At 71.5% G+C, this 22,740-nt stretch carries 20 protein-coding genes and 1 pseudogene; 11 read left to right on the forward strand and 10 right to left on the reverse strand.

Going from position 1 to position 22,740, the window contains the following annotated elements:
- Window positions 1-104 precede the first annotated feature (104 nt).
- Window positions 105-755: a GntR family transcriptional regulator gene (locus tag IE257_RS23440; protein WP_189971711.1), complete on the forward strand. Its 651-nt coding sequence runs from the start codon at window positions 105-107 to the stop codon at window positions 753-755.
- A gap of 47 nt (window positions 756-802) precedes the next feature.
- Window positions 803-2,155, forward strand: coding sequence for an MFS transporter (locus IE257_RS23445; protein WP_189972107.1), 1,353 nt, complete (start codon window positions 803-805; stop codon window positions 2,153-2,155).
- Window positions 2,156-2,242: 87 nt separating this feature from the next.
- Here the strand turns inward: IE257_RS23445 and IE257_RS23450 are convergent, their stop codons facing one another.
- Window positions 2,243-3,073 carry a maleylpyruvate isomerase family mycothiol-dependent enzyme gene (locus IE257_RS23450; RefSeq protein ID WP_189971712.1) on the reverse strand — a complete coding sequence of 277 codons (831 nt, stop codon included), beginning with the start codon at window positions 3,071-3,073 and terminating at the stop codon, window positions 2,243-2,245.
- A 150-nt stretch (window positions 3,074-3,223) separates the two neighbouring features.
- On the opposite strand from IE257_RS23450, the gene IE257_RS23455 reads away from it, so the two are divergent.
- Window positions 3,224-4,000, forward strand: coding sequence for a carbon-nitrogen family hydrolase (locus tag IE257_RS23455; RefSeq protein ID WP_189971714.1), 777 nt, complete (start codon window positions 3,224-3,226; stop codon window positions 3,998-4,000).
- Window positions 4,001-4,114: 114 nt separating this feature from the next.
- A complete protein-coding gene (locus IE257_RS23460) occupies window positions 4,115-4,426 on the forward strand; it encodes a hypothetical protein (protein WP_229920619.1) in 312 nt (103 codons plus the stop codon).
- Here the strand turns inward: IE257_RS23460 and IE257_RS23465 are convergent.
- The gene (locus IE257_RS23465; protein WP_189971716.1) at window positions 4,398-4,919 is read right to left on the reverse strand and encodes an LURP-one-related/scramblase family protein; all 522 of its coding nucleotides are present in this window, start codon (window positions 4,917-4,919) and stop codon (window positions 4,398-4,400) included. The genes IE257_RS23460 and IE257_RS23465 overlap by 29 nt on opposite strands.
- Before the next feature lie 32 nt (window positions 4,920-4,951).
- Between IE257_RS23465 and IE257_RS23470 the strand changes: the two genes are divergently transcribed.
- Both IE257_RS23470 and IE257_RS23475 read left to right on the forward strand, forming a co-directional pair.
- Window positions 4,952-5,764: an ATP-grasp domain-containing protein gene (locus tag IE257_RS23470; protein ID WP_189971718.1), complete on the forward strand. Its 813-nt coding sequence runs from the start codon at window positions 4,952-4,954 to the stop codon at window positions 5,762-5,764.
- 28 nt (window positions 5,765-5,792) lie between these two features.
- Window positions 5,793-6,320, forward strand: coding sequence for a DUF4240 domain-containing protein (locus IE257_RS23475; protein ID WP_189971720.1), 528 nt, complete (start codon window positions 5,793-5,795; stop codon window positions 6,318-6,320).
- Here IE257_RS23475 and IE257_RS23480 read toward each other — a convergent pair.
- Both IE257_RS23480 and IE257_RS23485 read right to left on the reverse strand, forming a co-directional pair.
- A complete protein-coding gene (locus IE257_RS23480) occupies window positions 6,311-6,976 on the reverse strand; it encodes an MSMEG_1061 family FMN-dependent PPOX-type flavoprotein (RefSeq protein ID WP_229920620.1) in 666 nt (221 codons plus the stop codon). The genes IE257_RS23475 and IE257_RS23480 overlap by 10 nt on opposite strands.
- 27 nt (window positions 6,977-7,003) lie before the next feature.
- The gene (locus IE257_RS23485; RefSeq protein WP_189971722.1) at window positions 7,004-7,558 is read right to left on the reverse strand and encodes a Uma2 family endonuclease; all 555 of its coding nucleotides are present in this window, start codon (window positions 7,556-7,558) and stop codon (window positions 7,004-7,006) included.
- A gap of 102 nt (window positions 7,559-7,660) precedes the next feature.
- On the opposite strand from IE257_RS23485, the gene IE257_RS23490 reads away from it, so the two are divergent.
- Window positions 7,661-9,508 carry an NHL domain-containing thioredoxin family protein gene (locus IE257_RS23490; RefSeq protein ID WP_189971724.1) on the forward strand — a complete coding sequence of 616 codons (1,848 nt, stop codon included), beginning with the start codon at window positions 7,661-7,663 and terminating at the stop codon, window positions 9,506-9,508.
- Window positions 9,509-9,565: 57 nt separating this feature from the next.
- On the opposite strand, the gene IE257_RS23495 is transcribed toward IE257_RS23490, so the two are convergent.
- From IE257_RS23495 to IE257_RS23505, 3 genes are all read right to left on the reverse strand, one after another.
- Window positions 9,566-10,858: a M18 family aminopeptidase gene (locus tag IE257_RS23495; protein WP_189971726.1), complete on the reverse strand. Its 1,293-nt coding sequence runs from the start codon at window positions 10,856-10,858 to the stop codon at window positions 9,566-9,568.
- Window positions 10,859-10,958: 100 nt separating this feature from the next.
- A complete protein-coding gene (locus IE257_RS23500) occupies window positions 10,959-11,687 on the reverse strand; it encodes a hypothetical protein (protein ID WP_189971727.1) in 729 nt (242 codons plus the stop codon).
- 183 nt (window positions 11,688-11,870) lie between these two features.
- Entirely contained in the window at window positions 11,871-13,697 is a 1,827-nt protein-coding gene (locus IE257_RS23505) for an acyl-CoA dehydrogenase (protein ID WP_189972110.1), read from the reverse strand.
- A gap of 172 nt (window positions 13,698-13,869) precedes the next feature.
- Here IE257_RS23505 and IE257_RS23510 point away from each other — a divergent pair, with 172 nt between their 5' ends.
- Complete coding sequence (locus IE257_RS23510; RefSeq protein WP_030383811.1) at window positions 13,870-14,328, forward strand: SseB family protein; 459 nt, start codon at window positions 13,870-13,872, stop codon at window positions 14,326-14,328.
- Window positions 14,329-14,481: 153 nt separating this feature from the next.
- On the opposite strand, the gene IE257_RS23515 is transcribed toward IE257_RS23510, so the two are convergent.
- A complete protein-coding gene (locus IE257_RS23515) occupies window positions 14,482-15,030 on the reverse strand; it encodes a peptidase inhibitor family I36 protein (protein WP_229920635.1) in 549 nt (182 codons plus the stop codon).
- Window positions 15,031-15,267: 237 nt separating this feature from the next.
- Between IE257_RS23515 and IE257_RS23520 the strand changes: the two genes are divergently transcribed.
- Window positions 15,268-16,290 carry an ArsR/SmtB family transcription factor gene (locus tag IE257_RS23520; RefSeq protein WP_189971732.1) on the forward strand — a complete coding sequence of 341 codons (1,023 nt, stop codon included), beginning with the start codon at window positions 15,268-15,270 and terminating at the stop codon, window positions 16,288-16,290.
- Between the two features lie 139 nt (window positions 16,291-16,429).
- Window positions 16,430-17,264: pseudogene (locus IE257_RS23525) on the forward strand (pirin family protein).
- 15 nt (window positions 17,265-17,279) lie between these two features.
- On the opposite strand, the gene IE257_RS23530 reads toward IE257_RS23525, so the two are convergent.
- Window positions 17,280-18,350 (reverse strand): AI-2E family transporter, encoded by a 1,071-nt coding sequence (locus IE257_RS23530; protein WP_189971734.1) that lies wholly within the window; start codon window positions 18,348-18,350, stop codon window positions 17,280-17,282.
- 109 nt (window positions 18,351-18,459) lie between these two features.
- Entirely contained in the window at window positions 18,460-20,739 is a 2,280-nt protein-coding gene (locus tag IE257_RS23535) for a SpoIIE family protein phosphatase (protein ID WP_189971736.1), read from the reverse strand.
- A gap of 157 nt (window positions 20,740-20,896) precedes the next feature.
- Between IE257_RS23535 and aspS the strand changes: the two genes are divergently transcribed.
- Window positions 20,897-22,720 (forward strand): aspartate--tRNA ligase, encoded by a 1,824-nt coding sequence (gene aspS / locus IE257_RS23540; protein ID WP_189971738.1) that lies wholly within the window; start codon window positions 20,897-20,899, stop codon window positions 22,718-22,720.
- Window positions 22,721-22,740: the final 20 nt, after the last annotated feature.

Consider the following 22,740-nt stretch of genomic DNA (forward strand, 5'->3'; position numbering starts at 1 on the left):
GGCGGGGGCTCACACTCCCGGGCCGGGAGCACTGGTCCGGCAGGTCGCGGTCCACATCATGGACCCGTCACCGCCGCCGCCCCTGTTGTATCTATCCTGTGCGCATGTCAGCCCCTGCCAGTACCGTGACCGCCGCCGAGCGGGTCTACCAGCACGTCAAGCAGGGCGTGCTCGACCGCGACTACGAAGGCGGCACCCTCCTCACCGAGGGCGAACTCGCCGCGGCCGTCGGGGTGTCCCGCACACCCGTACGCGAGGCGCTGCTGCGGCTGGAGACCGAGGGGCTGCTGAAGCTGTACCCGAAGAAGGGCGCCCTGGTCCTCCAGGTCTCCGCCCAGGAGATCACCGACGTCCTCGAAACCCGGCTGCTGGTGGAGGAGTTCACCGTACGCAGGGCCGTGCCGGCCCCGCCGGGCCTGCTGGACCGGCTCGCCGCCCTCCTCGACGAACAGCGCCGGCACGCGGCCGGCGGTGACCTCGCCGCGATGATGGCCGCCGACCGCGGCTTCCACGCCGAGATCGTGCGCAGCGCCGGCAACCAGATCCTGTGCCGCCTCTACGACCAGCTCCGGGACCGGCAGTTGCGGATGGGCGTGGCCCTGCTGCACGCCCACCCGGAACGGCTGGACCGGACGCTCGCCGAGCACGCGGAGATCCTGGGCGCGCTGCGCGCCGGGGACGCGGAGGCGGCGGCCGCGGCGGTCCGCGGGCACATCGGCCGGGTCGAGGCCCTGGTGCGCGGACCGGGCCGGTGAAGGGGCCGGTGAGCAGGTCGGTGAACGCCTCCCCCGCCGCGGCCGGCATGCCCGCCGACCCGCCGGGCGGCGGCAGGGCCGTCGCCGTCTGGAGCATCGGGGTCGCCGTCTACTTCGTGGCGGTGATCTTCCGTACCAGCCTGGGCGTGGCCGGCCTCGACGCCGCCGACCGCTTCCATGTGGGGGCCTCGGCGCTGGCCACCTTCTCCCTCCTCCAGCTGCTCGTCTACGCGGGCATGCAGATCCCGGTGGGCCTGATGGTCGACCGGCTCGGGACCAAGAAGGTGCTGACCCTGGGCGCGGTGCTCTTCACCGTCGGCCAGCTCGGCTTCGCGCTGTCGCCCTCCTACGGGATGGCGCTCGCCGCGCGGGCGCTGCTGGGCTGCGGCGACGCGATGACCTTCATCTCGGTGCTGCGGCTCGGCACCCGGTGGTTCCCCGCCCGGCGCGGTCCGCTGATGGCGCAACTGGCCGGGCTGGTCGGCATGGCGGGCAACCTCGTCTCCACCCTCGTCCTCGCCCCGGTCCTGCACGGGGTCGGCTGGACCGCCGCCTTCGCGGGCAGCGCGGTGGCGGGGCTGGTGGTCCTGGTGCCGCTGGTGCTGTTTCTGCGGGACCACCCGGAGGGGTACGGGCCGGCGCCGGTGCAACGTGGGTCCGGCGATTCCAGGGGGTCCGGCGGGTCCGGTGGCTTCGTACGCCGTCAGATCCGCGAGTCCTGGGCCGAACCCGGCACCCGGCTCGGTCTGTGGGTGCACTTCACCACGCAGTTCCCCGCGATGGTGTTCCTGCTGCTGTGGGGCATGCCCTTCCTGGTCGAGGCGCAGGGCCTGTCCCGGACCACCGCGGGCGGACTGCTGACCCTGGTCGTCGCCTCGAACATGGCGCTCGGACTGGCCTACGGCCAGATCGTCGGCCGCCGCCAGTCCGCGCGGATCCCGCTCGCCCTGGGCACGGTCGGCCTCACGGCCCTGCTGTGGGCCGCGGTCCTCGTGTACCCGGGCGATCGGGCACCGATGTGGCTGCTGGTCGCCCTGTGCCTGGTCCTGGGCACGTGCGGACCCGCCTCGATGATCGGCTTCGACTTCGCCCGCCCGGCCAACCCGGCGGAGCGCCAGGGCACCGCCTCCGGGATCACGAACATGGGCGGCTTCATCGCGTCCATGACCACCCTGCTGACGGTGGGCATCCTGCTGGATGCCACGGGCGACAACTACCGCATCGCCTTCTCCACGGTCTTCGTCCTCGAAGCGGTGGGCGTGATCAGCATCCTGCGGCTCCGCCCGCTCGCCCTGGCCCGCGAAGCGGACCGGGTCCGCGTCACGATTCCCGCGCAGGAACCGGAGCCGGTCCCCCGCACGTGCCGGCTCCCGGAGGCAGCAGGGCGCGAAGCACCGTAGGGCGGCCGTCCGTGCCACCGTACGACCCGCGCCCTGAGTCACCGGGCCCGCGCCACCGCCGGGCGCGGGACCGTCGGGCCGAGCCCGCTACGGGGTCACGGAGAACTGCGTGAGGATGGCGTCGGCCAGCTCGACGTCGCCCTCCACCTTCACCCGGTCCGCGACGGTGTGCGCCCGCACCCGTCCCGCCGCAAGGCGCACGTACGTCTCCCAGTCCAGCGTCAGGGTCACCGCGGGGCCCAGCGACGGCGACTTGTCCACGGTCCCGCGGCCGTCCGCGTCCACCCGTACCGTCCGCATGAACTCCAGCTGACCGTGCACGTCGATCACCACCGCCGAGTTCGCCGGGGCGCCCGCCCGCTTGGCCACCACCTTCGGCAGACCGGCCAGCAGCAGGTCCCGCGCCACGTACGCGCCCGGCGAGTCCCAGTTGCCCGGTGCCCCCAGCGCCGCCCGCAGGTCCTGCTCGTGGATCCACACGTCGAACGCCCGCAGCCGCAGCGCCTGCTCCAGCGTCACCTGGTCACCGAGCGGCCCGCGCACCATCGTGGCCGGATCCCGCTTCTCGTTGCGCAGCTGCCGCGAGCGGCGGATCACCGTGTACTCCAGCTCGGAGGTCATCTCCGGCGCGGTGTGGTGGCGCCGTACGTCGACCTGCACCTCCATGTACCGGCTGAATTCGTCCACCACGTGCCGCAGGTCCCGCGCCACCGTGTGGATCGGCCGTGGGTCCCCGAGCTGCTCGCACTCGATACCGATGATGTGCGACACGACGTCGCGGACCGACCAGCCGGGACAGGGCGTCGCCCGGTTCCACTCTCCCTCCGCCAAGGGAAGGACCAACTCGGATATCGCCTCGATGGAGTGCGTCCACGCGTCGGCATAGGGCTGGAGGGCGGGATGCGGATGGACGGTCAACGGGACCCCTCGCGGTGCTGTTCAATGGCGCATTTTAAGAAGCTGTGGACTCAGTTTCCAAAACTACGCTGCCGGTGAGCACCCCGGCAGTGCTTTCGTGTGACGATCGTAGGCCCGAGTTGACGGCTTGAACGCCAGGACGGTGGTAGTGTGCGCGCCTCGCTGATCCAAATCGCAGTGAACGAGGGCGAGTCGGTGTCTTCCCGACGCACCCGCGTGGCCGAACTCGTACGGGAGCAGGCGGACTCCGATCTCGTCGTCCTGCCCGAGCTCTGGCCGGTCGGCGCCTTCGCCTACGAGCAGTTCGAGACCGAGGCCGAACCGCTGGACGGCCCGACCTACGAGGCCATGTCCGGGGCGGCGCGCGACGCCGGCGTCTGGCTCCACGGCGGCTCGATCGTGGAGCGCGCGGGCGACGGCTCCCTCTACAACACCGCCCTCGTCCTCTCCCCGGCCGGCGAGCTGGCCGCCACCTACCGGAAGATCCACCGCTTCGGCTTCGACCAGGGCGAGGCCGTCCTGATGTCGGCCGGGGACTCCCTGACGACGGTGACCCTGCCGGAACAGACCCTCGGCATCGCCACCTGCTACGACCTGCGCTTCCCGGAGCTGTTCCGCGGCCTGGTCGACGCCGGGGCCACCGCGATGGTCGTCGCGGCGGGCTGGCCCGCGCGCCGCCGCTCCCACTGGACCCTGCTCAGCCGGGCACGCGCCGTCGAGGACCAGTCCTACGTCCTGGCGTGCGGGCTGGCCGGCACCCACGCGGGCGTGGAACAGGCCGGGCACAGCCTGGTGGTCGACCCGTGGGGCGAGGTCCTGGCCGAGGCGGGCCCCGGCGAGGAGGTCCTCACCGTGGACCTGGACCCGGCGAAGGTCCCCGAGACCCGCGCCCAGTTCCCGGCCCTGAAGGACCGCCGGCTGCGCTGACGTGCCCCCCGGGACCCCGGTTGGCGCCGGGGATTCCGGGCAGACGGGACGGGTGGGCGGCGTCGGCCGCCCGTTCCGCGACGACGATGACGATGACGAGGAGGCGGGTGCGCCGTGACGCATGATGCAGGGGACGTGCTGGACGCCGCCCTGGAGCCGCACGAGCCCGCCGCCGCGGAGATCGCGGCCCGGCAGCGCGTCCGGGACCGGGCCACCGGCCTGACCCACCACGAGGCGCACGCCGCCCTGGAGGCGGTGCTGGCGGACGCCGGCGACCTGGAGTCCGCCGCCGCGTCCGTCCGCGCCGAGGCCGCGGAGTGGCAGCGCATCACCGACCTCCTGCTCGACCACGGCGGCCCGTACGCGCCGGACACCGACGCCTACGTCCAGGGTCAGCTCACGGCCCGGGAACACCATCGGGACTGACCCCGCCCTCCCGCTCCTTCTCCACCATCCGGATCACGCACACCGCGACCGCGATCAGCAGCGCCGCGTCCGCGTCCTCCCGGACCACGTCCACCGCGTACGTCTCGCGGAGCCGGTACCACTGCCGCGAGACCAGCGCGAGCAGCTCCCCGTCGTACTCGATCTTGAACTCGCGGTCCAGGATCCGCCCGCTGACGTCGAGCTCCGTGCCCTCGGCCAGGGTCACGCGGAAGTGGCCCCGCAGCAGTGAGAGCCGCTTCCTGCGGATCACCGCGAGCCGCCGCTCGTCCCGCTCCAGCGTCATCGCGTCCCGCAGGGTGAACAGCTTCTCCCGCAGGGTGATCAGGATCAGCCCGTCCGGGTCCTTCAGCTCCAGCGTGTCCCGGAAGCGCAGTGCCTTCCCGTCGACGAGGAAGGCGTGCCGGCCGGCCTCGTCCTCGATCCAGTAGTCGTCCCCGATGGCCAGCATTTTGTCCCGAACGAGGTATTTCATGCGCTGATCAGTGCCCGCGATAGGTTGCCCTCATGCCCCTGCTCTACGTGACCGACCTGGCGTACCCCGCACGCGGCCGCCGCTACTGCGACGAGGACATATTCCTCACGTCCCGGCTGCGCGCCGAGTTCGACCTGGCGCTGTGCCATCCCGCGGACGCGGAGGCGATGCTGCCGCTCGGCTTCGACGCGGTGATCGTCCGCAACAGCGGCCCGGTCCTGCACTACCAGGAGGCCTACGACTCCTTCCGCGCGGCCGCCATCGCCTCCGGGACCCGCGTCTACAACCCGCTCACCGGCCGCGCCGACATGGCGGGCAAGCAGTACCTCCTCGACCTGACGGCCGCCGGCTACCCGGTCATCCCGACGATCGACGACCCGGCGCGGCTGGCGGAACTGCCGCAGGTGCCGCAGTACGCGGTCAAGCCGAAGCAGGGCGCCGACTCCATCGGCCTCACCTTCACCGCGACACCGGACGGACCGGCCGGGGCCGTGCTGATCCAGCCGCGCATCGACTTCGCGTACGAGGTGTCCTTCTACTTCGTCGACGACGCCTTCCAGTACGCGCTGTACGCCCCTGATCCGGCCCGCCGCTGGGAGCTGGAGCCCTACGCCCCGACCGACGCGGACCTGGCCTTCGCCCGCTCCTTCGTCGCGTGGAACACCCTCGACCACGGCATCCAGCGCGTGGACGCCTGCCGGGCGCCGTCCGGCGAGCTGCTCCTCGTCGAGCTGGAGGACCTGAACCCGTACCTGTCCCTGGACCTCGTCCCGGCGCCGGTACAGGACGCCTTCGTCGGCGCGCTCACAAGATCCCTCCACACCTTCCTCAGCACCACCGCCTGATGTCAGACCCGGCTGCCAGGCTTTCCCCATGGACAAGCAGACGTTCTGGAAGCTGATCGAGACGGCCCGCGCAGACGCGGCACCGGAGGAGGTGGCCTCGCGTGCGGCGGAGCTCCTGGCGGACCGCCCGGAGGCGGAGATAGCCGCGTCCCAGCAGGTGTTGTGGGACCTGCTGGCGGAGTCCTACCGGGCGCCGCTCTGGGCCGCGGCCTACGTGATCAACGGCGGCTGCTCGGACGACGGCTTCGACTACTTCCGCGGCTGGCTCCTCACCCAGGGGCAGGAGACCTTCGAGACGGCTCTGACCGAACCCGACGCGCTGGCCGCGCACCCCGCGGTCCGCGAGGCCGCGGCAAAGGGCCGGGACCTGTGGGACGAGGGCGCCCTCTCGATCGCCTGGAGGGCCTACGAGGCAGGCACCGGGCGCGAGCTGCCCGCAGACTCCTTCACGATCAGCTACCCGGCCCTGGACCCGTCCTGGGACTTCGACTTCGGCGACACGGACGAGATATCAGCCCGACTGCCCCGACTGAGCGCCCTCTTCGCCTACTCGTAGCGGTAGAGCAGGGACTCGCGCTCCTGCTCCCGGATCTCCTCGATCGTCAGACCGGGGAGATCCAGGTGGGAGAGGGTGATCTCGGCGGAGCTGGGCACGGCGTCCTCGGCGAGCCACTGCTCGGGCTGCCACGCGTGGCTGCGCAGGAACGCCTTCGGGCAGTGCTGGTAGGCCTCCTCGACCTCCACCACGATCGCGCTCCGCGGGGGCTTGCCGACGGCGGTCAACTGCTCCAGCAACCGCGGGTCGGCGGACACGCAGGCCCGCCCGTTGACCCGCAGGGTGGTGGCCCGGCCGGGGATGACGAAGATCAGCCCGGCCCGGCCGGTCTCCACGATGTTGTGGGCCGTGTCGAGCCGCTTGTTGCCGGTGGCGTCGGGCAGCGCGAGGGTGAACTCGTCCAGCACGGCCACGAACCCGGGCGGCCCGCCCCGGGGCGTGACATCGCAGGTCCCGTCGGCCCCCGCACTGGCCACGAACACCAACGACGATCGCCCGATGACCGCCCGCGCGGCCTCGTGGATCCGGTCGACGGCTTTCCGGCGCGCCATCTCGCCGGGCATCTCGTAGAGCTCGCGCAACCCGTCCGTGCTCTGCACGGCGGTGGCGTTCACGGCATCGAATATCCGCCCGCTCGGCGGCGTGCTGGCTGTCACCCTCCGCACGCTACCGGGTGATCACCGCTAGAGACCGCTGGTGTCGAGATCGATCCCGAACGGCTCGGGCAGCCGCACCGGCGTCCCGAAGGGATGCGGCCCGTCCACCTTGGTGTACCCGAGCGGTCCGGGCTCGGCGAACACCGTCACGGTCTTCTCCATCCGGTCGACCAGCAGGTACAAGGGCGCGCCGTACTCGGCGTACCGCTTGCGCTTGACGACGCGGGCGGTCTCGGCGTTCGACTTCGATGTCACCTCGACGATCAGCAGGGTCTGATCGGGCAACAGCGCCGCGCCGCCGCGGGCGAGGTGATCGGGCACCACTGCGATGTCGGGCACGTACCAGTTCGACGACCGGGGCAGGTCCAGATTGCCCGATCCCTCGACACAGCCGAGCGCATCCACCCGGTCCTCGATCTGGCGCCGTACGAGTCGGGCGGCCCGCTCGTGGTCCCAACTCGGCGTCAGGTTGCTGATGACCCCTTCGACGATCTCGGTGCGGTCCCCGCTGTGGTGCTGGATGGCGTACTTCAGCGCGCGCTCGGGGTCGACGCCTTCGCTGTAGTCGTGCGCGGTGGTCATTCCGGACGCCTCCCTTGCTTCCTGGCCCCAGGCTCCCACGGGGTACCGCCGCTCGTCGTCACCCCTGGGGGTGCACGTGTCCGGGGATGGCAAGCTTGAAGGATGAACGATGCTGCCCCGGCGCCCACCCCCGCGCCCGCGCCCCGCCGACGTGCCCGTGTCCGTGCCCCCGAGCTGATCGGCAAGGGCGGCTGGCTGAACACCGGCGGGAAGGAACTGAGCCTCGCCGACCTGCGGGGACGCATTGCGATCCTCGATTTCTGGACCTTCTGCTGCATCAACTGCCTGCACGTCCTGGACGAGCTGCGGGAGCTGGAGGAGAAGCACCGCGACACCGTCGTGATCATCGGCGTGCACTCGCCGAAGTTCGTGCACGAGGCCGAGCACGCCGCCGTGGTCGATGCCGTCGAGCGGTACCAGGTGCACCACCCCGTGCTGGACGATCCCGAGCTGGCGACCTGGAAGCAGTACGCCGTACGCGCCTGGCCCACGCTCGTCGTGATCGACCCCGAGGGGTACATCGTCGCCCAGCACGCCGGCGAGGGGCACGCGCACGCCATCGCGCGGCTGGTCGAGGAGCTGGAGGCCGAGCACGAGGCCAAGGGCACGCTGCGGCGCGGCGACGGGCCGTACGTGGCGCCCGAGCCGGTCGCCGGCGACCTGCGGTTCCCCGGGAAGGCGCTGCTGCTGCCGTCCGGGAACCTGCTGGTGTCGGACACCACGCGCCACCGGCTCGTGGAGCTGGCCGCCGACGGCGAGAGCGTCGTACGCAGCATCGGCAGCGGCGAGCGCGGTTTCGCCGGGGACAGCTTCAGCGAGCCGCAGGGCCTCGCGCTGCTGCCCGACGGCAAGGTCGTCGTCGCCGACACCGTCAATCACGCGCTGCGCACCTACGACCCGGCCACCGGGCAGGTCGAGACCGTCGCCGGGACCGGGCGCCAGTGGTGGCAGGGAGCTCCGACGTCCGGGCCGGCGCTGGAGGTGGACCTGTCCTCGCCGTGGGACGTGGCCTGGTGGCAGGGCCGGGTCTGGATCGCCATGGCCGGCGTGCACCAGCTGTGGACCTGGGACCCGGAGGCCGGGACGGTCGAGGTCGCGGCCGGTACGACCAACGAGGGGCTGCTCGACGGGCCGGCCGCCGAGGCCTGGTTCGCCCAGCCCTCCGGCCTCGCGGCCGCCGGGGACCGGCTGTGGATCGCCGATTCCGAGACCAGCGCCCTGCGGTACGTGGAGGCGGCGGGTGAGGGCCACGAGGGGTACGTCATCAAGTCCGCCGTCGGCACCGGGCTGTTCGACTTCGGCCACCGGGACGGCGATGCGGCCCAGGCCCTGCTCCAGCACCCGCTCGGCGTGACCGCCCTGCCCGACGGCTCGGTCGCGGTGTGCGACACGTACAACCACGCGCTGCGCCGTTACGACCCCGCCACCGGCCGGGTCTCGACCCTGGCGACCGATCTGCGCGAGCCCAGCGACGCCGTGCTGGTGGGCGAGGACATCGTGGTCGTCGAGTCCGCCCGGCACCGGCTGACCCGCCTGCGCCTCCCGGAGGAGGCGGTACGCGTGGACGCGGTCGCCCACCGCACGCAGCGGGCCGCCACCGAGGTGGCCCCCGGCACGCTCCGCCTCGACGTGGTCTTCCAGGCGCCGAGCGGGCAGAAGCTCGACACCCGCTACGGGCCCTCCACCCGGCTCCTCGTCTCCTCGACCCCGCCGGAGCTGCTGGCGGCCGGCGAGGGCGCGGGGACGGACCTGTTCCGGGAGCTGGCGCTGAACCCGGACGTCAGCGAGGGCGTGCTGCACGTGTCGGCGATGGCGGCGTCCTGCGACGACGACCCCGCCAACGAGTACCCGGCCTGCCACGTCCACCAGCAGGACTGGGGCGTGCCGGTGCGCGTCACCGCCGACGGTGTCTCCCGCCTGCCGCTCGTGCTCGCGGGGATGGACGGCTGACCGCGCTTCCCGTACCGGCGGCGCGTCGTCGCACCGCCGGTACGGGAGCGGGAGGGCTCAGCCCTCCAGGAAGGCCACCAGGGCGTTCGCCAGCAGGAACGGGTCGTCCGCGCCGCACAGTTCGCGGGCGCTGTGCATCGAGAGGATCGCGACGCCGATGTCCACGGTCTGAATGCCGTGGCGGGCGGCGGTGATCGGGCCGATCGTCGTGCCGCACGGCATCGAGTTGTTGGAGACGAAGGTCTGCCACGGCACACCGGCCCGCTCGCAGGCGGCGGCGAACACCGCGCGCCCGCTGCCGTCCGTGGCGTACCGCTGGTTGACGTTGACCTTCAGGATCGGTCCGCCGTTGGCGCGCGGGTGGTGCGTCGGGTCGTGCCGCTCACCGTAGTTGGGGTGCACGGCGTGCCCGGTGTCCGAGGACAGGCAGATGGTGCCGGCGAAGGCCCGCGCACGGTCCTCGTAGGAGCCCCCGCGGGCGAAGACTGAACGTTCCAGCACGTTGCCCAGGAGCGGGCCGTCGGCGCCCGTGTCGGACTGCGAGCCGTTCTCCTCGTGGTCGAAGGCGGCCAGCACGGGGATGTGGTCGAGCTTGTCGGCGGTGGACACGGCCGCCAGCGCCGCCACGCCCGCGTGCACCGACAGCAGGTTGTCCATGCGCGGGCCCGCCACCAGCTCGCGGTCACGGCCCAGGTACGAGGGCGGCTCGATGGAGTGGACCATCAGGTCCCAGCCGGCCACCGAGCCCTGGTCCAGGCCCTCTTCCTCTTCCAGGAAGGCGATCAGGTCGCCCTCCTGGACGTCGCCCAGACCCCAGATCGGCTGCATGTGGCGCTGCTTGTCGAGCTTGAGGCCGTCGCTGTTCACCGACCGGTCCAGGTGGACGGCGAGTTGGGGGACGCGCAGCAGAGCGCGGTCGACGTTCACCAGTCGCTCGCTGCCGTCGCGCAGGGTCAGCCGCCCGGCCAGGCCCAGGTCGCGGTCCAGCCAGGTGTTGAGCAGGGTGCCGCCGTAGATCTCGACGGCGATCTGCCGCCAGCCCTGTGAGCCCGTGTCCGGCAGCGGCTTGACCCGCAGGTTCGGGGAGTCGGTGTGTGCGCCGACGATCCGGAAGGGGGTGTGCGGGGCCGCGCCCTCGGGAACGAACCAGGCGATGAGCGCACCGCCGCGGAGCACGAACTTGCCCCCGGTGCCCGCATCCCAGGCGTCCGTTTCCGACAACTGCCTGAAGCCCGCCTTCTCCAGCCGCTCCGCCGCGTTGGCCACGGCGTGGTACGGCGACGGACTGGCCGTCAGGAAGGTCATCAGATCGTCGGTGTGGCCGCGGTCGAAGCGGGCGGGAGAGCTCATGTGGTTCACCTTAACGACGGTCGTGTTCGCCATGGCCGGACTGCGAGGGATGGCCGGTGGTCAGGGGCCGCAGGGCAGGTGATCTGCGGTCCCGTCGGTTTCAGCCCGGCGGACGCTCGAATCGGCGCTGCAGCTGCCTGCGCTCGCCCCGGCGGATGCGCGGGAGCATCTCCGGGGTCTGCGGGGAGCGCTGCGCGCGTCTTCTGCGTCCGGCGCAGAAGATACAGGCCTCGCCGGGAGGAGCGTCGGGGTCGATCGGCGCGCCGGGATGTTCGGCGCATCCCGAGGCGTTGCGGGGCCGGGAGAGTTCGCGGGCGACGATGAAGGCGCGGTGGAGGTCGTCGGCGATGCGGACGAAGTCCTCCGCGGGCGAGGACAGGCTCAGGTGGAAGCGCTGGTCCTCGACGGTGCGCAGGTGGGAGCGCAGCCGCTCCAGCGTGTACGGGGGGTCCGGTACGGGGTAGCCGAGGCGGCGCTGCTCTCCGGCGGGGGCGGCGGCCGGGCCGCCGTGCCGGCGCTGTCCGAGGCGTCGGCGGTCGTTGCAGATGAGGCAGCGGCCCCAGCCTTCGGGCGCCTCGGGGTCGAGGGCGCCGTTGGGGTGCTCGGGGCAGCCGGTGTAGCTCTTGGCGGGGGCCAGTCCGGTGGCCGTCTGGAAGGCCACGTACAGCGCGTCGGCGATGGCGTCGTACTCGGCGGGGTGTGCGCCGTCGTACAGCTCGCGCAGGTGGTCGCCGAGGCTGCCCAGGCTCGCCTGCAGCTCCTTGAGGGCGTACGGACGCCCGGTGGGGACGGAGTACCCCCTGCTGCCGTGCTGATCCTGTGGACTCATGCGTACGAGCGTCCCATGAACGACTGACATAGGGGGAAAACCGCAGGACAGGGCACTTGGGGCCGGTGGCGGCGCCCCGGTGCGTGCCCTGTGCCGCACGCGCCGGCGGCCGGGTCCTCCGAGTGGAGGACCCGGCCGCTGTGCGTATACGGCGTACTGCTGTGACGGGTGGGGCGGTGCAGCCTAGAAGGCGGCCTCGTCGAGCTCCATGAGGGAGTTGTCGACGGCCTCGGCCAGCTGGCGCTGGACCGAGACGTTCGGCAGGACCTGGGACGCGAAGAACTTCGCGGCGGCGATCTTGCCGGTGTAGAAGGGGACGTCCTTCGGAGCGGCGGTCGCCAGCTTCTCGGCGGCCACGGCGGCGCCCTTGAGCAGCAGGTATCCGACGACCACGTCACCCGAGGCCATCAGCAGGCGGGTGGTGTTCTGGCCGACCTTGTAGATGTTCTTGACGTCCTCGCCGGTGGCGGTGAGGTCGACGATCATCTGGCCGACGATGGCCTCCAGGTCGACCGCGGCCTTGGCCAGCGCGTCGCGGGCGCCGGCCAGCTCCTCGCCGCCGACGGCCTCGGCCAGGAACTTCTTCATCGTCTCGCTGAGGATGTTCAGCGAGGCGCCCTGGTCGCGGACGATCTTCCGGAAGAAGAAGTCCTGGCCCTGGATGGCCGTGGTGCCCTCGTAGAGGGTGTCGATCTTGGCGTCGCGGATGTACTGCTCGATCGGGTACTCCTGGAGGTACCCGGAGCCGCCGAAGGTCTGCAGGGACTGCGCGAGCTGCTCGTAGGACTTCTCGGAGCCGTAGCCCTTGACGATCGGCAGGAGCAGGTCGTTCAGGCCGATCTCGGCGGAGGCGTCCTCGCCCGCGGCCTGCTTGAACTGGATCTCGTCCTGCACGGAGGCCGTGTAGAGGACCAGGGCGCGCATGCCCTCGGCGTAGGCCTTCTGCGTCATGAGCGAGCGGCGCACGTCGGGGTGGTGCGTGATGGTGACCTTGGGCGCGGTCTTGTCCATGAAGTTCGCGAGGTCCGGGCCCTGCACGCGCTCCTTGGCGTACTCCAGCGCATTGAGGTAGCCGGTGGAGAGGGTGGCGATGGCCTTCGTGCCGACCATCATCCGGGCGAACTCGATGATCATGAACATCTGGCGGATGCCGTCGTGCTTGTCGCCGATCAGCCAGCCCTTGGCGGGGTGCTGGTCGCCGAAGGTCATCTCGCACGTGTTGGAGGCCTTGAGGCCCATCTTGTGCTCGACGTTGGTGGCGTAGACGCCGTTGCGCTCGCCCAGCTCGCCGGTCTCCCAGTCGAAGTGGAACTTCGGGACGAGGAAGAGCGACAGGCCCTTGGTGCCCGGGCCGTGGCCCTCGGGGCGCGCGAGGACGTAGTGGAGGATGTTCTCCTCCATGTCGTGCTCGCCGGACGTGATGAAGCGCTTCACGCCCTCGATGTGCCAGGAGCCGTCCTCCTGCTGGATGGCCTTGGTGCGGCCGGCGCCCACGTCCGAGCCGGCGTCCGGCTCGGTGAGGACCATGGTGGAGCCCCAGCGCTTCTCTACGGCTATCTGCGCGACCTTCTTCTGCGCCTCGTTGCCCTCTTCGAAGAGGATGCCGGCGAACGCCGGGCCGGAGGAGTACATCCAGATGGCCGGGTTCGAGCCGAGCAGCAGCTCCGCGTAGGCCCAGATGAGGGAGCGGGGCGAGGTGGTGCCGCCGATCTCCTCGGGCAGGCCCAGACGCCAGTACTCCGAGTCCATGAAGGCTTCGTAGCTCTTCTTGAAGGAGGCCGGGACGGGCGCGGTGTTGGTGGCCGGGTCGAAGACCGGCGGGTTGCGGTCGGCGTCCTCGAAGGAGGCGGCCAGCTCGTTCTCGGCGAGGCGGGCGAGCTCGGACAGGACGCTCTTGGCGGTCTCGGTGTCCATCTCCTCGAACGGACCGGTGCCGTACTGCTTGTCGCGGCCGAGCACCTCGAAGAGGTTGAACTCGATGTCGCGGAGATTCGACTTGTAGTGCCCCATGGCGACGGCTCCGTTAAGGCTCGGGGAGACAGGTTCCTCGTACATACCAATCGGTAACGTAATGATGCTACCCACCGGTAATAAGGCGCAACCCCTGACGACTGTGACCAGCGTCAAGCCTGGCGGGAAATGCGTGTCCGGCGGCGAGTGGTCGGTCGGTAGGCTTCGCCCCATGTACGGCTACGACCAGAACCCGGGCGCCCAGCAGCAGTACGCGCAGCAGCCCCCGCAGGGCTACGCGCAGCAGGCGCCGCCGCTGTACCCGGAGCCGTCCCCGCCGTCCCTGGGGGACGCGGTCAGGGCCTTCACGACGGGATCCCTCTCGGCGGAGGACTTCCAGCAGATCTTCGCCGGCTCGAAGGTCTACTGCCCGCGCGGCGACACCCCCGGTTTCCTGGCGCTGCACAACACGCAGCAGCCGGTCATCCCCATGTTCACCACGCTCAAGGAGCTGCGGAGGTACGCGGGCAAGGAGTCCAAGTACTTCGTGATCACCGGGGCCGAGGTGATCGACCTGCTGCCGACCGGCTACGGCTTCGTCCTCGACATGGAGGGCGACCACCGGATGGTCTTCGACGCGAAGGCCGTCGAGCAGATGGTCGACTTCGCGATGCGCCGGATGTACGGCTAGGACCTCCCGAGGGGGGCCGGGCCGCGGGACCGGACCCCCGTCCCGGCCCCGCTCCCCGTCCTCCCCCGTCCGTCCGCAGGACTCGGCACGGCGTGGTGACGAAGCCCGTCGCACCGCCCGTGAGGCGGGCGACGGCTCCGGCGGGGTCGGGCGTCAGCAGGGCCTGATGTAGTTGGCGCGGTCGTTGAGCGAGCGGCCGACGTTGGGGTTGCTGCCGACGACGAGCTGGTCGTAGTCGTAGATCCGGCCGTTGCCGTCCACGTCGTACATGACGGCCCGCACCCCGCCCGTCTGGTTGTTGTGCCAGGACGTCATCTTGTCGATGAAGCCCCTGTCCCCGAGGTTGTAGATGCCGCACTGGGTGTAGCTGACGCGGGTCCCGTTGAAGTTGTCGTGCTCGTAGAGGCAGACCGACCCGCTGTCGCAGTTCGGTGTTCCGGTCGCGCCCGCGGGGACCGGCGCCGCGCCGTCCTTGAGGGGCAGGGTGACCTTCACGGCGCCGTTCTCGTAGGAGATCTCGTTGCTCGCCACGACCGTGCCTCCCGGATGACGCCGCAGCTGCTCGGCCATCCGGCTCTGCAGCTGCTGCGACTCGGACTTCGTGAGGGAGGCGGTGGCAGCGGGCTGCGGCGAACCCACCGCGGGAGTCGTCACCAGTAGGGCGATCCCCACCGCCGCTGCACCGATCAGACCCGAACGCATCCTGTTCACTTCGTACTCCTTGGTTCGCCCTGCTCCCGAGTGGCCGGGAGCCCGGCGGCAGTGCCGGCCGGTGTGTGAACCATGCGGGGCGGGTCCGTTGGCCGAACAGCCCCTTAAGCCAGGGCCGAAACCCTCGTAGACGGCCCTGGCCGAAGTCCCGAGACTGAACGATCACCGCATGCCGCGGTCCTCTCGTACGGGTGCCGGCCGCTGCTGCTCCGTGACGGGGAGGAAGCGTTGCTGCGGATCCATTTCACGGCCGAGGACCTCGCCCGGACCCGCGTCGGCGCCGGGATCGGCGCGGCGGCGGAGGCCTACAGCGGCCTCGCGATGCTCCGGGACACGAGGACCCCGCTGCCCTTCCAGGGGTGGAGGTCCGCCGTGGGCCGGCGCCTGGGAGAGGAAGCGCGCCCCCTCCTGGCCCTGCTCCCGGACCGGGGCCCCACGCTGGACCTGGTGACGATCGCCGGGAACGCCCCCTCCATCGGGGAAGCGGTGGAGCGCCTGCTCGGCGCGCCGCGCGTGCGGCTGCGCGAGGAACTGGAGGACCTCTCCGTCCGGCCGGCGGACGCGCCGTGGGTCCGGAGCCTGATGGACGCGGACGTGGACGCCCTCCGGCAGCTGGCGCGGGCTCTGGAGGCCTGCCACCGCACTGCGGTCGCCCCGTACTGGGATCGGGCCGCTTCCCACCTCGACGCGGTGCGGGCGGCCTGTGCGAGGACGCTGATGGAGGGGGGTGTCGAGCGGCTGCTGGAAGGGCTCTGCGTGCCGATCGTGCGCTGGCGGGCCCCCGTCCTGGAGGTGCGCCATCCGAGGGACATCGAGTTCCGTCTGGGCGGCAGGGGTCTGGTCATCGTTCCGGCGGTCTTCATGCGGCGCGAGCCGACCCTGTTCTGGGACCCGGGGGACGGGGCGGCGCCGCCCCGGCTGACCGTGCCCACCGTGAACGAGGTGGAGGTGGGGGCGGCCCTGTGGAACCTCACGGGCACCACGGCGCAGGGCGCCCTGGGCGCTCTTCTGGGGCGTACGCGGGCAGCGGCGCTGAAGGTCACCGTCGGGGGCTGCAACACGACCGAACTGGCCCGCCGACTGAACGTCTCCCTCGCGGCGGCCAGCCAGCACGCAACGGTGCTGCGCAACGCCAACCTCATCACCACCAATCGGCGTGGTGGCGCCGTACTGCACAGCATCACGGCCCTGGGGATCGATCTGCTGGCTTCCGAGGGCGCCACGCCGCCCGTTGCGCCGGGGAGGAACTGAGCGCGCCCCATCGGCCCGGACGGGCCCATGAGGGGCGGGAGGGTCCCGGGGAAATTTCCCCGGGGCTCTTCGTGTTCTGTGCGGGTGTGGCAGAAAGTTCGAGTTTCAACTAAACTCGACGCAGAAGGAGGTCCTGACCATGCCCGCAGTGACTGTTGAGAACCCGTTGACCCTCCCGCGCGTGGCCGAGCCGCAGGCCGCCGCTCCGCGCAAGGTGCTGGCCGTCGTCTCCGCCCCCGGTGGGCACGTACCTGATCGACGGGACCTTCGTCCACCAGGACAGCAACGGCGGCGGCGGAATCATCAACGGCGGCGACACCCAGTGGATGACCGCCGGGTCGGGCCTCCTGCACATCGAGGCCCCGCCGGAGTCCCTCGTCGTGTCCGGCGGGCTGTTCCACGGCCTCCAGCTGTGGGTGAACCTCCCGGCCTCCGACAAGATGATGCCCCCGCGCTACCAGGACATCGGCGGCGGCCAGGTCCAGCTGCTGACCACCCCGGACGGCGGCTCGCTGCTCCGCGTGATCGCCGGTGAGCTGGACGGCCACCAGGGCCCGGGCATCACCCACACCCCGATCACGATGATCCACGCGACCGTCTCGCCGGGCGCGCAGATCACCCTCCCGTGGCGCGAGGACTTCAACGCCCTGGCGTACGTCATGGCCGGGCGCGGCTCGGTCGGCGAGGACCGCCGGCCCGTCCGCACCGGGCAGACGGCCGTCTTCGGCGAGGGGGGCTCGCTCACGGTGCGGGCGGACGAGTCCCAGGACTCCAACGCTCCGGACCTGGAGATCGTGATCCTCGGCGGACGTCCGATCCGGGAGCCGATGGCGCACTACGGGCCGTTCGTGATGAACAGCCAGCACGAGCTGCAGCAGGCGTTCGACGACTTCCAGGCGGGCCGGCTGGGCCGCATCCCGACCACCGCGCGCACCGGCCTCGGCCACCGCGGCGCCGGTGAGGCGGACAGCTGACCGGGCCGACCCGGGCTACGCGGAGCCTTCGGGCCCGGGCGCCGTTTCGGCGTACCGGGCCCGCAGTTCCGAGATCACCCCGAACACGGCGGCGGTCAGCGGCACCGCCAGCAGCATCCCAAGGATCCCGGCGACGCTCGCCCCGGCGGTGATGGCGAGCATGACCACGGCCGGGTGCATCTGCACGGTGCGGCTCTGCACCACGGGCTGGAGCACGTAGCCCTCGATCATCTGGACCAGCAGCACCAGGCCCAGAGCCCACAGGCCGATGACCCAGCCCCGGTCGGCGAAGGCCACCAGGACGGCCACGGCGCCCGACAGGATGGCCCCGAGGTAGGGGATGTAGGCCGTCACGAAGACCAGGGCGGCCAGCCCCAGCGCACCCGGTACGTCGAGGATCAGCAGACCGGCGCCGATCAGCAGGGCGTCCACCAGGGCCACGAAGGTGGTGCCGCGCATGAACCCCTCGACCGCCTCGAAGGCACGCCGCCCCATGGCCTCCATCAGGTCGCCCGAGCGGTTCGGGACGAGGGAGCGCAGGGTGTCCACGGCCCGGTGGGAGTCGCGCAGGAAGAAGAAGATCAGCACCATCGCGAGCAGCGCCATCGCGATCACCGAGCCCACCACGCTGAGCCCGCTGACCACGCCCGACGCGGCCGTGCCGCCGAACTTCGCGAGCAGGTCCTTCGAGTTCGCGGCGATGTCCTCCAGCGAGGTGCCCACCGCCCCGAAGTGTTCGGCGACGGTCTCGCCGGCCCGCCGCAGCGCGTCGACGATCTGGCCGCCGGTCTCGATGAGCGCCAGGACGACGACATAGGTGGCCCCGCCGACGACGGCGACCACGGTGAGGCAGGTCAGGGCCGCGGCCAGCGAGCGGTTCATTTTCATGCGGATCAGCCGCCGGTGCATCGGCCCGAGCAGGGCCGTGCCGAGCACGGCCAGCAGTACGGGCGTCACGGCGGCCTCGAAGACGGTGCACAGCCATACGCCGACGGCGAGGACCGCGGTGGCGAGCAGGACGACACCGCACCAGGCGGCGAGCCGCCGGACGGGCTCCGGCAGGAGGTGATCGGGGGGATTGGACACCGCTGCATCCAATCACGCCCCACCGCGCCCGCTCCGCGCGCGCTCCGGGGCCGCAACTCCGGGGCGGCGGTCGCCACTTTGGCCGGCGGCCAGAACTGGGGGTCGGCGCTCAGAACTCCGGGTCGACGTCCGTCTTCGACTGCTCGTGCAGCTCGAACCAGATCGACTTGCCCTCGCCCCGTGGATCCACGCCCCACGTGTCGGCCAGCATCTCCATCAGCAGCACTCCGCGGCCGCTGGAGGACATCTCGCCCGGCTGCCGCTTGTGCGGGAGCTCGTCACTGCCGTCGGCGACCTCGACGCGCAAGCGGCGCGCGCCCAGCTCGCCGACCGCCTCCGCGACCAGCAGCGCGTCGCCGTCGGTGTGCGTGAGTACGTTCGTCACCATCTCGGAGACCATCAGCACCGCCGAGTCCAATTGGTCGGGATCCGCCCAGTCGTGCAGCAGCTCCCGGATCTGCTGCCGTGCGCCCGAGATCCGTTCCGGCTCCACCTGGGCCACGGTCAGTACGGTGCGGCGTGCGGGGCGGGCCGGGTGCGCCGGCGCCGGGCCGCGGCCGAGGTCCACGCTCTCGCGGCACAGCAGCACCACCGCTATGTCGTCCTCGCGGCGGTCGGCGAGCGGACCGGTGGTGTGGTGCGAGGACGGCCCGTGCACGGCCTGGACCAGCAGGTCCGCCAGTCTTTCGAGGTGCGGGGGTTCGAAGTGCGGGCTGCCGGGCGGCGGGCCGGCGAGGTGCGCGGTGCCGACGGGGCCGGCCGCGTCCGCCGTCGCCGCCCCCGGCGCCGGACCCTCCGGGGCGTGCACGTCGGACTCCAGCACGGCACGCAGTCGCGCCCAGCCGGTGTCCAGGTCGTGACCGCCGGTTTCGATGAGCCCGTCGGTGCAGAGCATCATCGTCTCGCCGGGTTCCAGGGTGAACCGGGTGGTGGGGTAGTCGGTGTCGGGGACGATCCCGAGGGGGAGTCCGCCCGCGGTGGGGCGCATCAGGACGGTGCCGTCGGCCATCCGGATCGCGGGATCGGGGTGGCCGGCCCGGGCCACCTCCAGCAGTCCGGTCTCCGGGTCGCACTCCACGTACAGGCAGGTCGCGAACCGCGGGCTCTGGAAGTCGGGGTCCTGGCCGCCGGCCCCGCCGGGCTCCCTCGACGGGTCGGACTCGTACGAGGAGCACAGCCCGGCCAGGAAGCGGGAGGCGCGCGAGAGCACCGCGTCCGGCCGGTGTCCCTCGGACGCGTACGCCCGTACGGCGATCCGCAGCTGGCCCATCAGCCCGGCCGCGCGGACGTCGTGGCCCTGCACGTCGCCGATGACCAGGGCGAACCGGCCCGACGGCAGCGGGATCATGTCGTACCAGTCGCCGCCGACCTGGAGCCCGCCGCCCGTCGGGACGTACCGCGCCGCGATCCGCATGCCCGGGATCTCCGGACCGAGCTGCGGCATCATCGACCGCTGCAGGCCGGTGGTGAGCTCCCGCTCGGATTCGGCCACCCCGGCGCGCTGGAGCGCCTGGGCCAGCATCCGGGCCACGGTCGTCAGGACGGACCGCTCGTCGGGCGAGAAGGACGCCGGGTGCTTGAAGGCGGCCATCCAGGCGCCCATGGTGCGCCCGGCCACGATCAGCGGCAGGAAGGCCCAGGAGACCCGGTCGAAGCGCTGGGCGAGCGGCCAGGAGGCCGGAAAGCGCCGCTTGTAGTCGTCGGGCGTGGCCAGGTAGATCGCCCGGCCGGTCCGGACGACCTCGGCGGCCGGGTAGTCCGTCTCCAGCGGCATGTCCGAGAAGGGGCCCTCGTCCCCGGGATCGTGCCCGTGGTGCCCGATGACCGACAGCCGGTCCCCGGCCACGCCGAAGACGGCCAGCCCGTCCGGGCTGAAGCCGGGCATGGACAGCGAGGCGGCGACCCGCAGCACCTCCGCCGTGGACCGGGCCTCCGCCAGGGCGCGGCCCGCGTCCAGCAGGAAGGCCTCGCGGGAGCGCCGCCAGTCGCCGGTGATGGGGGTGTGGGCGGCCGTGGTGCCGGGCTGCGGCTCGGCGATCTCCTGGATGGTGCCGATCAGCTCGTAGTCCGTGGCCCCGTCGGGCGCCCGGTTCTCCAGCGGCTTCGAACGGCTGCGCACGGTCCGCAGGACCCGGCCGTCGACGTCCATGATCCTCAGGCGGGCCTCGGCGAGGGTGCCCTCGGCGACGGCCAGGTTGATGATCCCGTTGACCTCGTTCCAGTCCACCGGGTGGAAGCGGGACCGTACGGCGACCTCCGGCAGCACCACCGGTTCGGCGGGCAGCCCGAGGAGCCGGGCGGCCTCGCCGTCGAGCGTGACCGTCCCGGAGGCGTTGTCCCATCTCCACAGGCCGGTCGCGATGGCGGCCAGGACGTCCTCGGTGCGCACTCGGCCATCTTTACAGGTCATATCCGTTACGTGCCTGTTCGCCCGGCCTGCGGACGCATTTGCGCAGGCTGGAGGGAGTGCCCGACCCGTCACCTTCCCGGACGGTAACCTTGGGACGGTTGAATCCACCCTGGTATCGCGTAGAACTGGATGACTGATGCATCGGTACAGGTCCCACACCTGCGGCGAGCTCCGCGCTTCTGACGTCGCCGCCGACGTCCGGCTGAGCGGCTGGCTGCACAACCGTCGAGACCTGGGCGGCATCCTCTTCATCGATCTGCGGGACCACTACGGCATCACGCAGCTGGTCGCCCGGCCGGGCACCGCGGCGAACGAGGCGCTGAGCAGCGTCACCAAGGAGACGGTCGTCCGCATCGACGGCAAGGTCGTCTCCCGCGGCGCCGACAACGTCAACCCGGAGCTGCCGACCGGCGAGATCGAGATCGAGGTCTCCGCGGTCGAGGTGCTCGGCGCCGCCGCGCCGCTGCCCTTCACGATCAACACCGACGACGGTGTGAACGAGGAGCGGCGCCTGGAGTACCGCTTCCTCGACCTGCGCCGCGAGCGCATGCACCGCAACATCATGCTGCGCTCGGCCGTCATCGCCTCGATCCGCTCGAAGATGGTGGCCCTCGGCTTCAACGAGATGGCGACGCCGATCCTCACCGCGACCTCCCCCGAGGGCGCCCGTGACTTCGTCGTGCCGTCCCGCCTGAACCCGGGCAAGTTCTACGCCCTGCCGCAGGCGCCGCAGCAGTTCAAGCAGCTGCTGATGATCTCCGGCTTCGACCGCTACTTCCAGATCGCGCCCTGCTTCCGCGACGAGGACGCCCGCGCCGACCGCTCGCCGGGCGAGTTCTACCAGCTCGACGTGGAGATGTCCTTCGTCGAGCAGGAGGACGTCTTCCAGCCGATCGAGCGCCTGATGACCGAGCTCTTCACGGAGTTCGGCAACGGCCGCGAGGTCACCTCGCCGTTCCCGCGGATCCCGTTCCGCGAGTCGATGCTCAAGTACGGCAACGACAAGCCCGACCTGCGCGCCAAGCTGGAGCTCGTCGACATCACCGACGTGTTCGAGGGCTCGGAGTTCAAGGCGTTCGCCGGCAAGCACGTGCGTGCCCTGGCCGTCCCGGACACCGCCGCGCAGCCGCGCAAGTTCTTCGACGGCCTCGGCGAGTACGCGATCTCGCTGGGCGCCAAGGGTCTGGCCTGGGTGCGCGTGGGCGAGGACGGTTCCCTGACCGGCCCGATCGCCAAGTTCCTCACCGAGGAGAACCTGAAGGTCCTCACCGAGCGCCTGGGCCTGGTCCCCGGCCACGCCGTGTTCTTCGGCGCGGGTGACTTCGACGAGGTCTCCAAGATCATGTCCGGCGTTCGCGTCGAGGCGGCCAAGCGTGCCGGCCACTTCGAGGAGAACGTCTTCCGGTTCTGCTGGATCGTCGACTTCCCGATGTACGAGAAGGACGAGGAGACCGGCAAGATCGACTTCTCCCACAACCCCTTCTCCATGCCGCAGGGCGGGATGAAGGACCTGGAGGAGAAGGACCCGCTGGACATCCTGGCCTGGCAGTACGACATCGTCTGCAACGGCATCGAGCTGTCCTCCGGCGCCATCCGCAACCACGAGCCCGAGGTCATGCTGAAGGCCTTCGAGATCGCCGGTTACGAGGCGGAGACCGTCGAGCGCGAGTTCGCGGGCATGCTGCGCGCGTTCCGCCTGGGCGCCCCGCCGCACGGTGGCATCGCCCCGGGCGTGGACCGCATCGTGATGCTGCTGGCCGACGAGCCGAACATCCGCGAGACCATCGCCTTCCCGCTGAACGGCAACGCGCAGGACCTGATGATGGGCGCGCCGACGGTGCTGGAGGAGGCCCGTCTGCGCGAGCTGAACATCGCGCTGCGCAAGCCGGTCGAGACCAAGGCGGCCGAGCGGCCCGTCTCCGACGCCGTCAAGCCGGACGCCGGGTCCCCGCGGGGCTGACGTCCGCCCGCTGATACGCC

It is taken from the genome of Streptomyces avidinii (assembly GCF_014650695.1).
In the GTDB taxonomy this organism is placed as follows: domain Bacteria; phylum Actinomycetota; class Actinomycetes; order Streptomycetales; family Streptomycetaceae; genus Streptomyces; species Streptomyces avidinii.

Bases quoted from the DNA above. Each gene is read 5' to 3' on its own strand.
- IE257_RS23440 (WP_189971711.1), top strand. From the start codon at position 105: ATGTCAGCCCCTGCCAGTACCGTGACCGCCGCCGAGCGGGTCTACCAG.
- IE257_RS23445 (WP_189972107.1), top strand. From the start codon at position 803: ATGCCCGCCGACCCGCCGGGCGGCGGCAGGGCCGTCGCCGTCTGGAGC.
- IE257_RS23465 (WP_189971716.1), bottom strand. From the start codon at position 4,919: ATGAAATACCTCGTTCGGGACAAAATGCTGGCCATCGGGGACGACTAC.
- IE257_RS23470 (WP_189971718.1), top strand. From the start codon at position 4,952: ATGCCCCTGCTCTACGTGACCGACCTGGCGTACCCCGCACGCGGCCGC.
- IE257_RS23475 (WP_189971720.1), top strand. From the start codon at position 5,793: ATGGACAAGCAGACGTTCTGGAAGCTGATCGAGACGGCCCGCGCAGAC.
- IE257_RS23485 (WP_189971722.1), bottom strand. From the start codon at position 7,558: ATGACCACCGCGCACGACTACAGCGAAGGCGTCGACCCCGAGCGCGCG.
- IE257_RS23490 (WP_189971724.1), top strand. From the start codon at position 7,661: ATGAACGATGCTGCCCCGGCGCCCACCCCCGCGCCCGCGCCCCGCCGA.
- IE257_RS23495 (WP_189971726.1), bottom strand. From the start codon at position 10,858: ATGAGCTCTCCCGCCCGCTTCGACCGCGGCCACACCGACGATCTGATG.
- IE257_RS23500 (WP_189971727.1), bottom strand. From the start codon at position 11,687: ATGAGTCCACAGGATCAGCACGGCAGCAGGGGGTACTCCGTCCCCACC.
- IE257_RS23505 (WP_189972110.1), bottom strand. From the start codon at position 13,697: ATGGGGCACTACAAGTCGAATCTCCGCGACATCGAGTTCAACCTCTTC.
- IE257_RS23510 (WP_030383811.1), top strand. From the start codon at position 13,870: ATGTACGGCTACGACCAGAACCCGGGCGCCCAGCAGCAGTACGCGCAG.
- IE257_RS23515 (WP_229920635.1), bottom strand. From the start codon at position 15,030: ATGCGTTCGGGTCTGATCGGTGCAGCGGCGGTGGGGATCGCCCTACTG.
- aspS (WP_189971738.1), top strand. From the start codon at position 20,897: ATGCATCGGTACAGGTCCCACACCTGCGGCGAGCTCCGCGCTTCTGAC.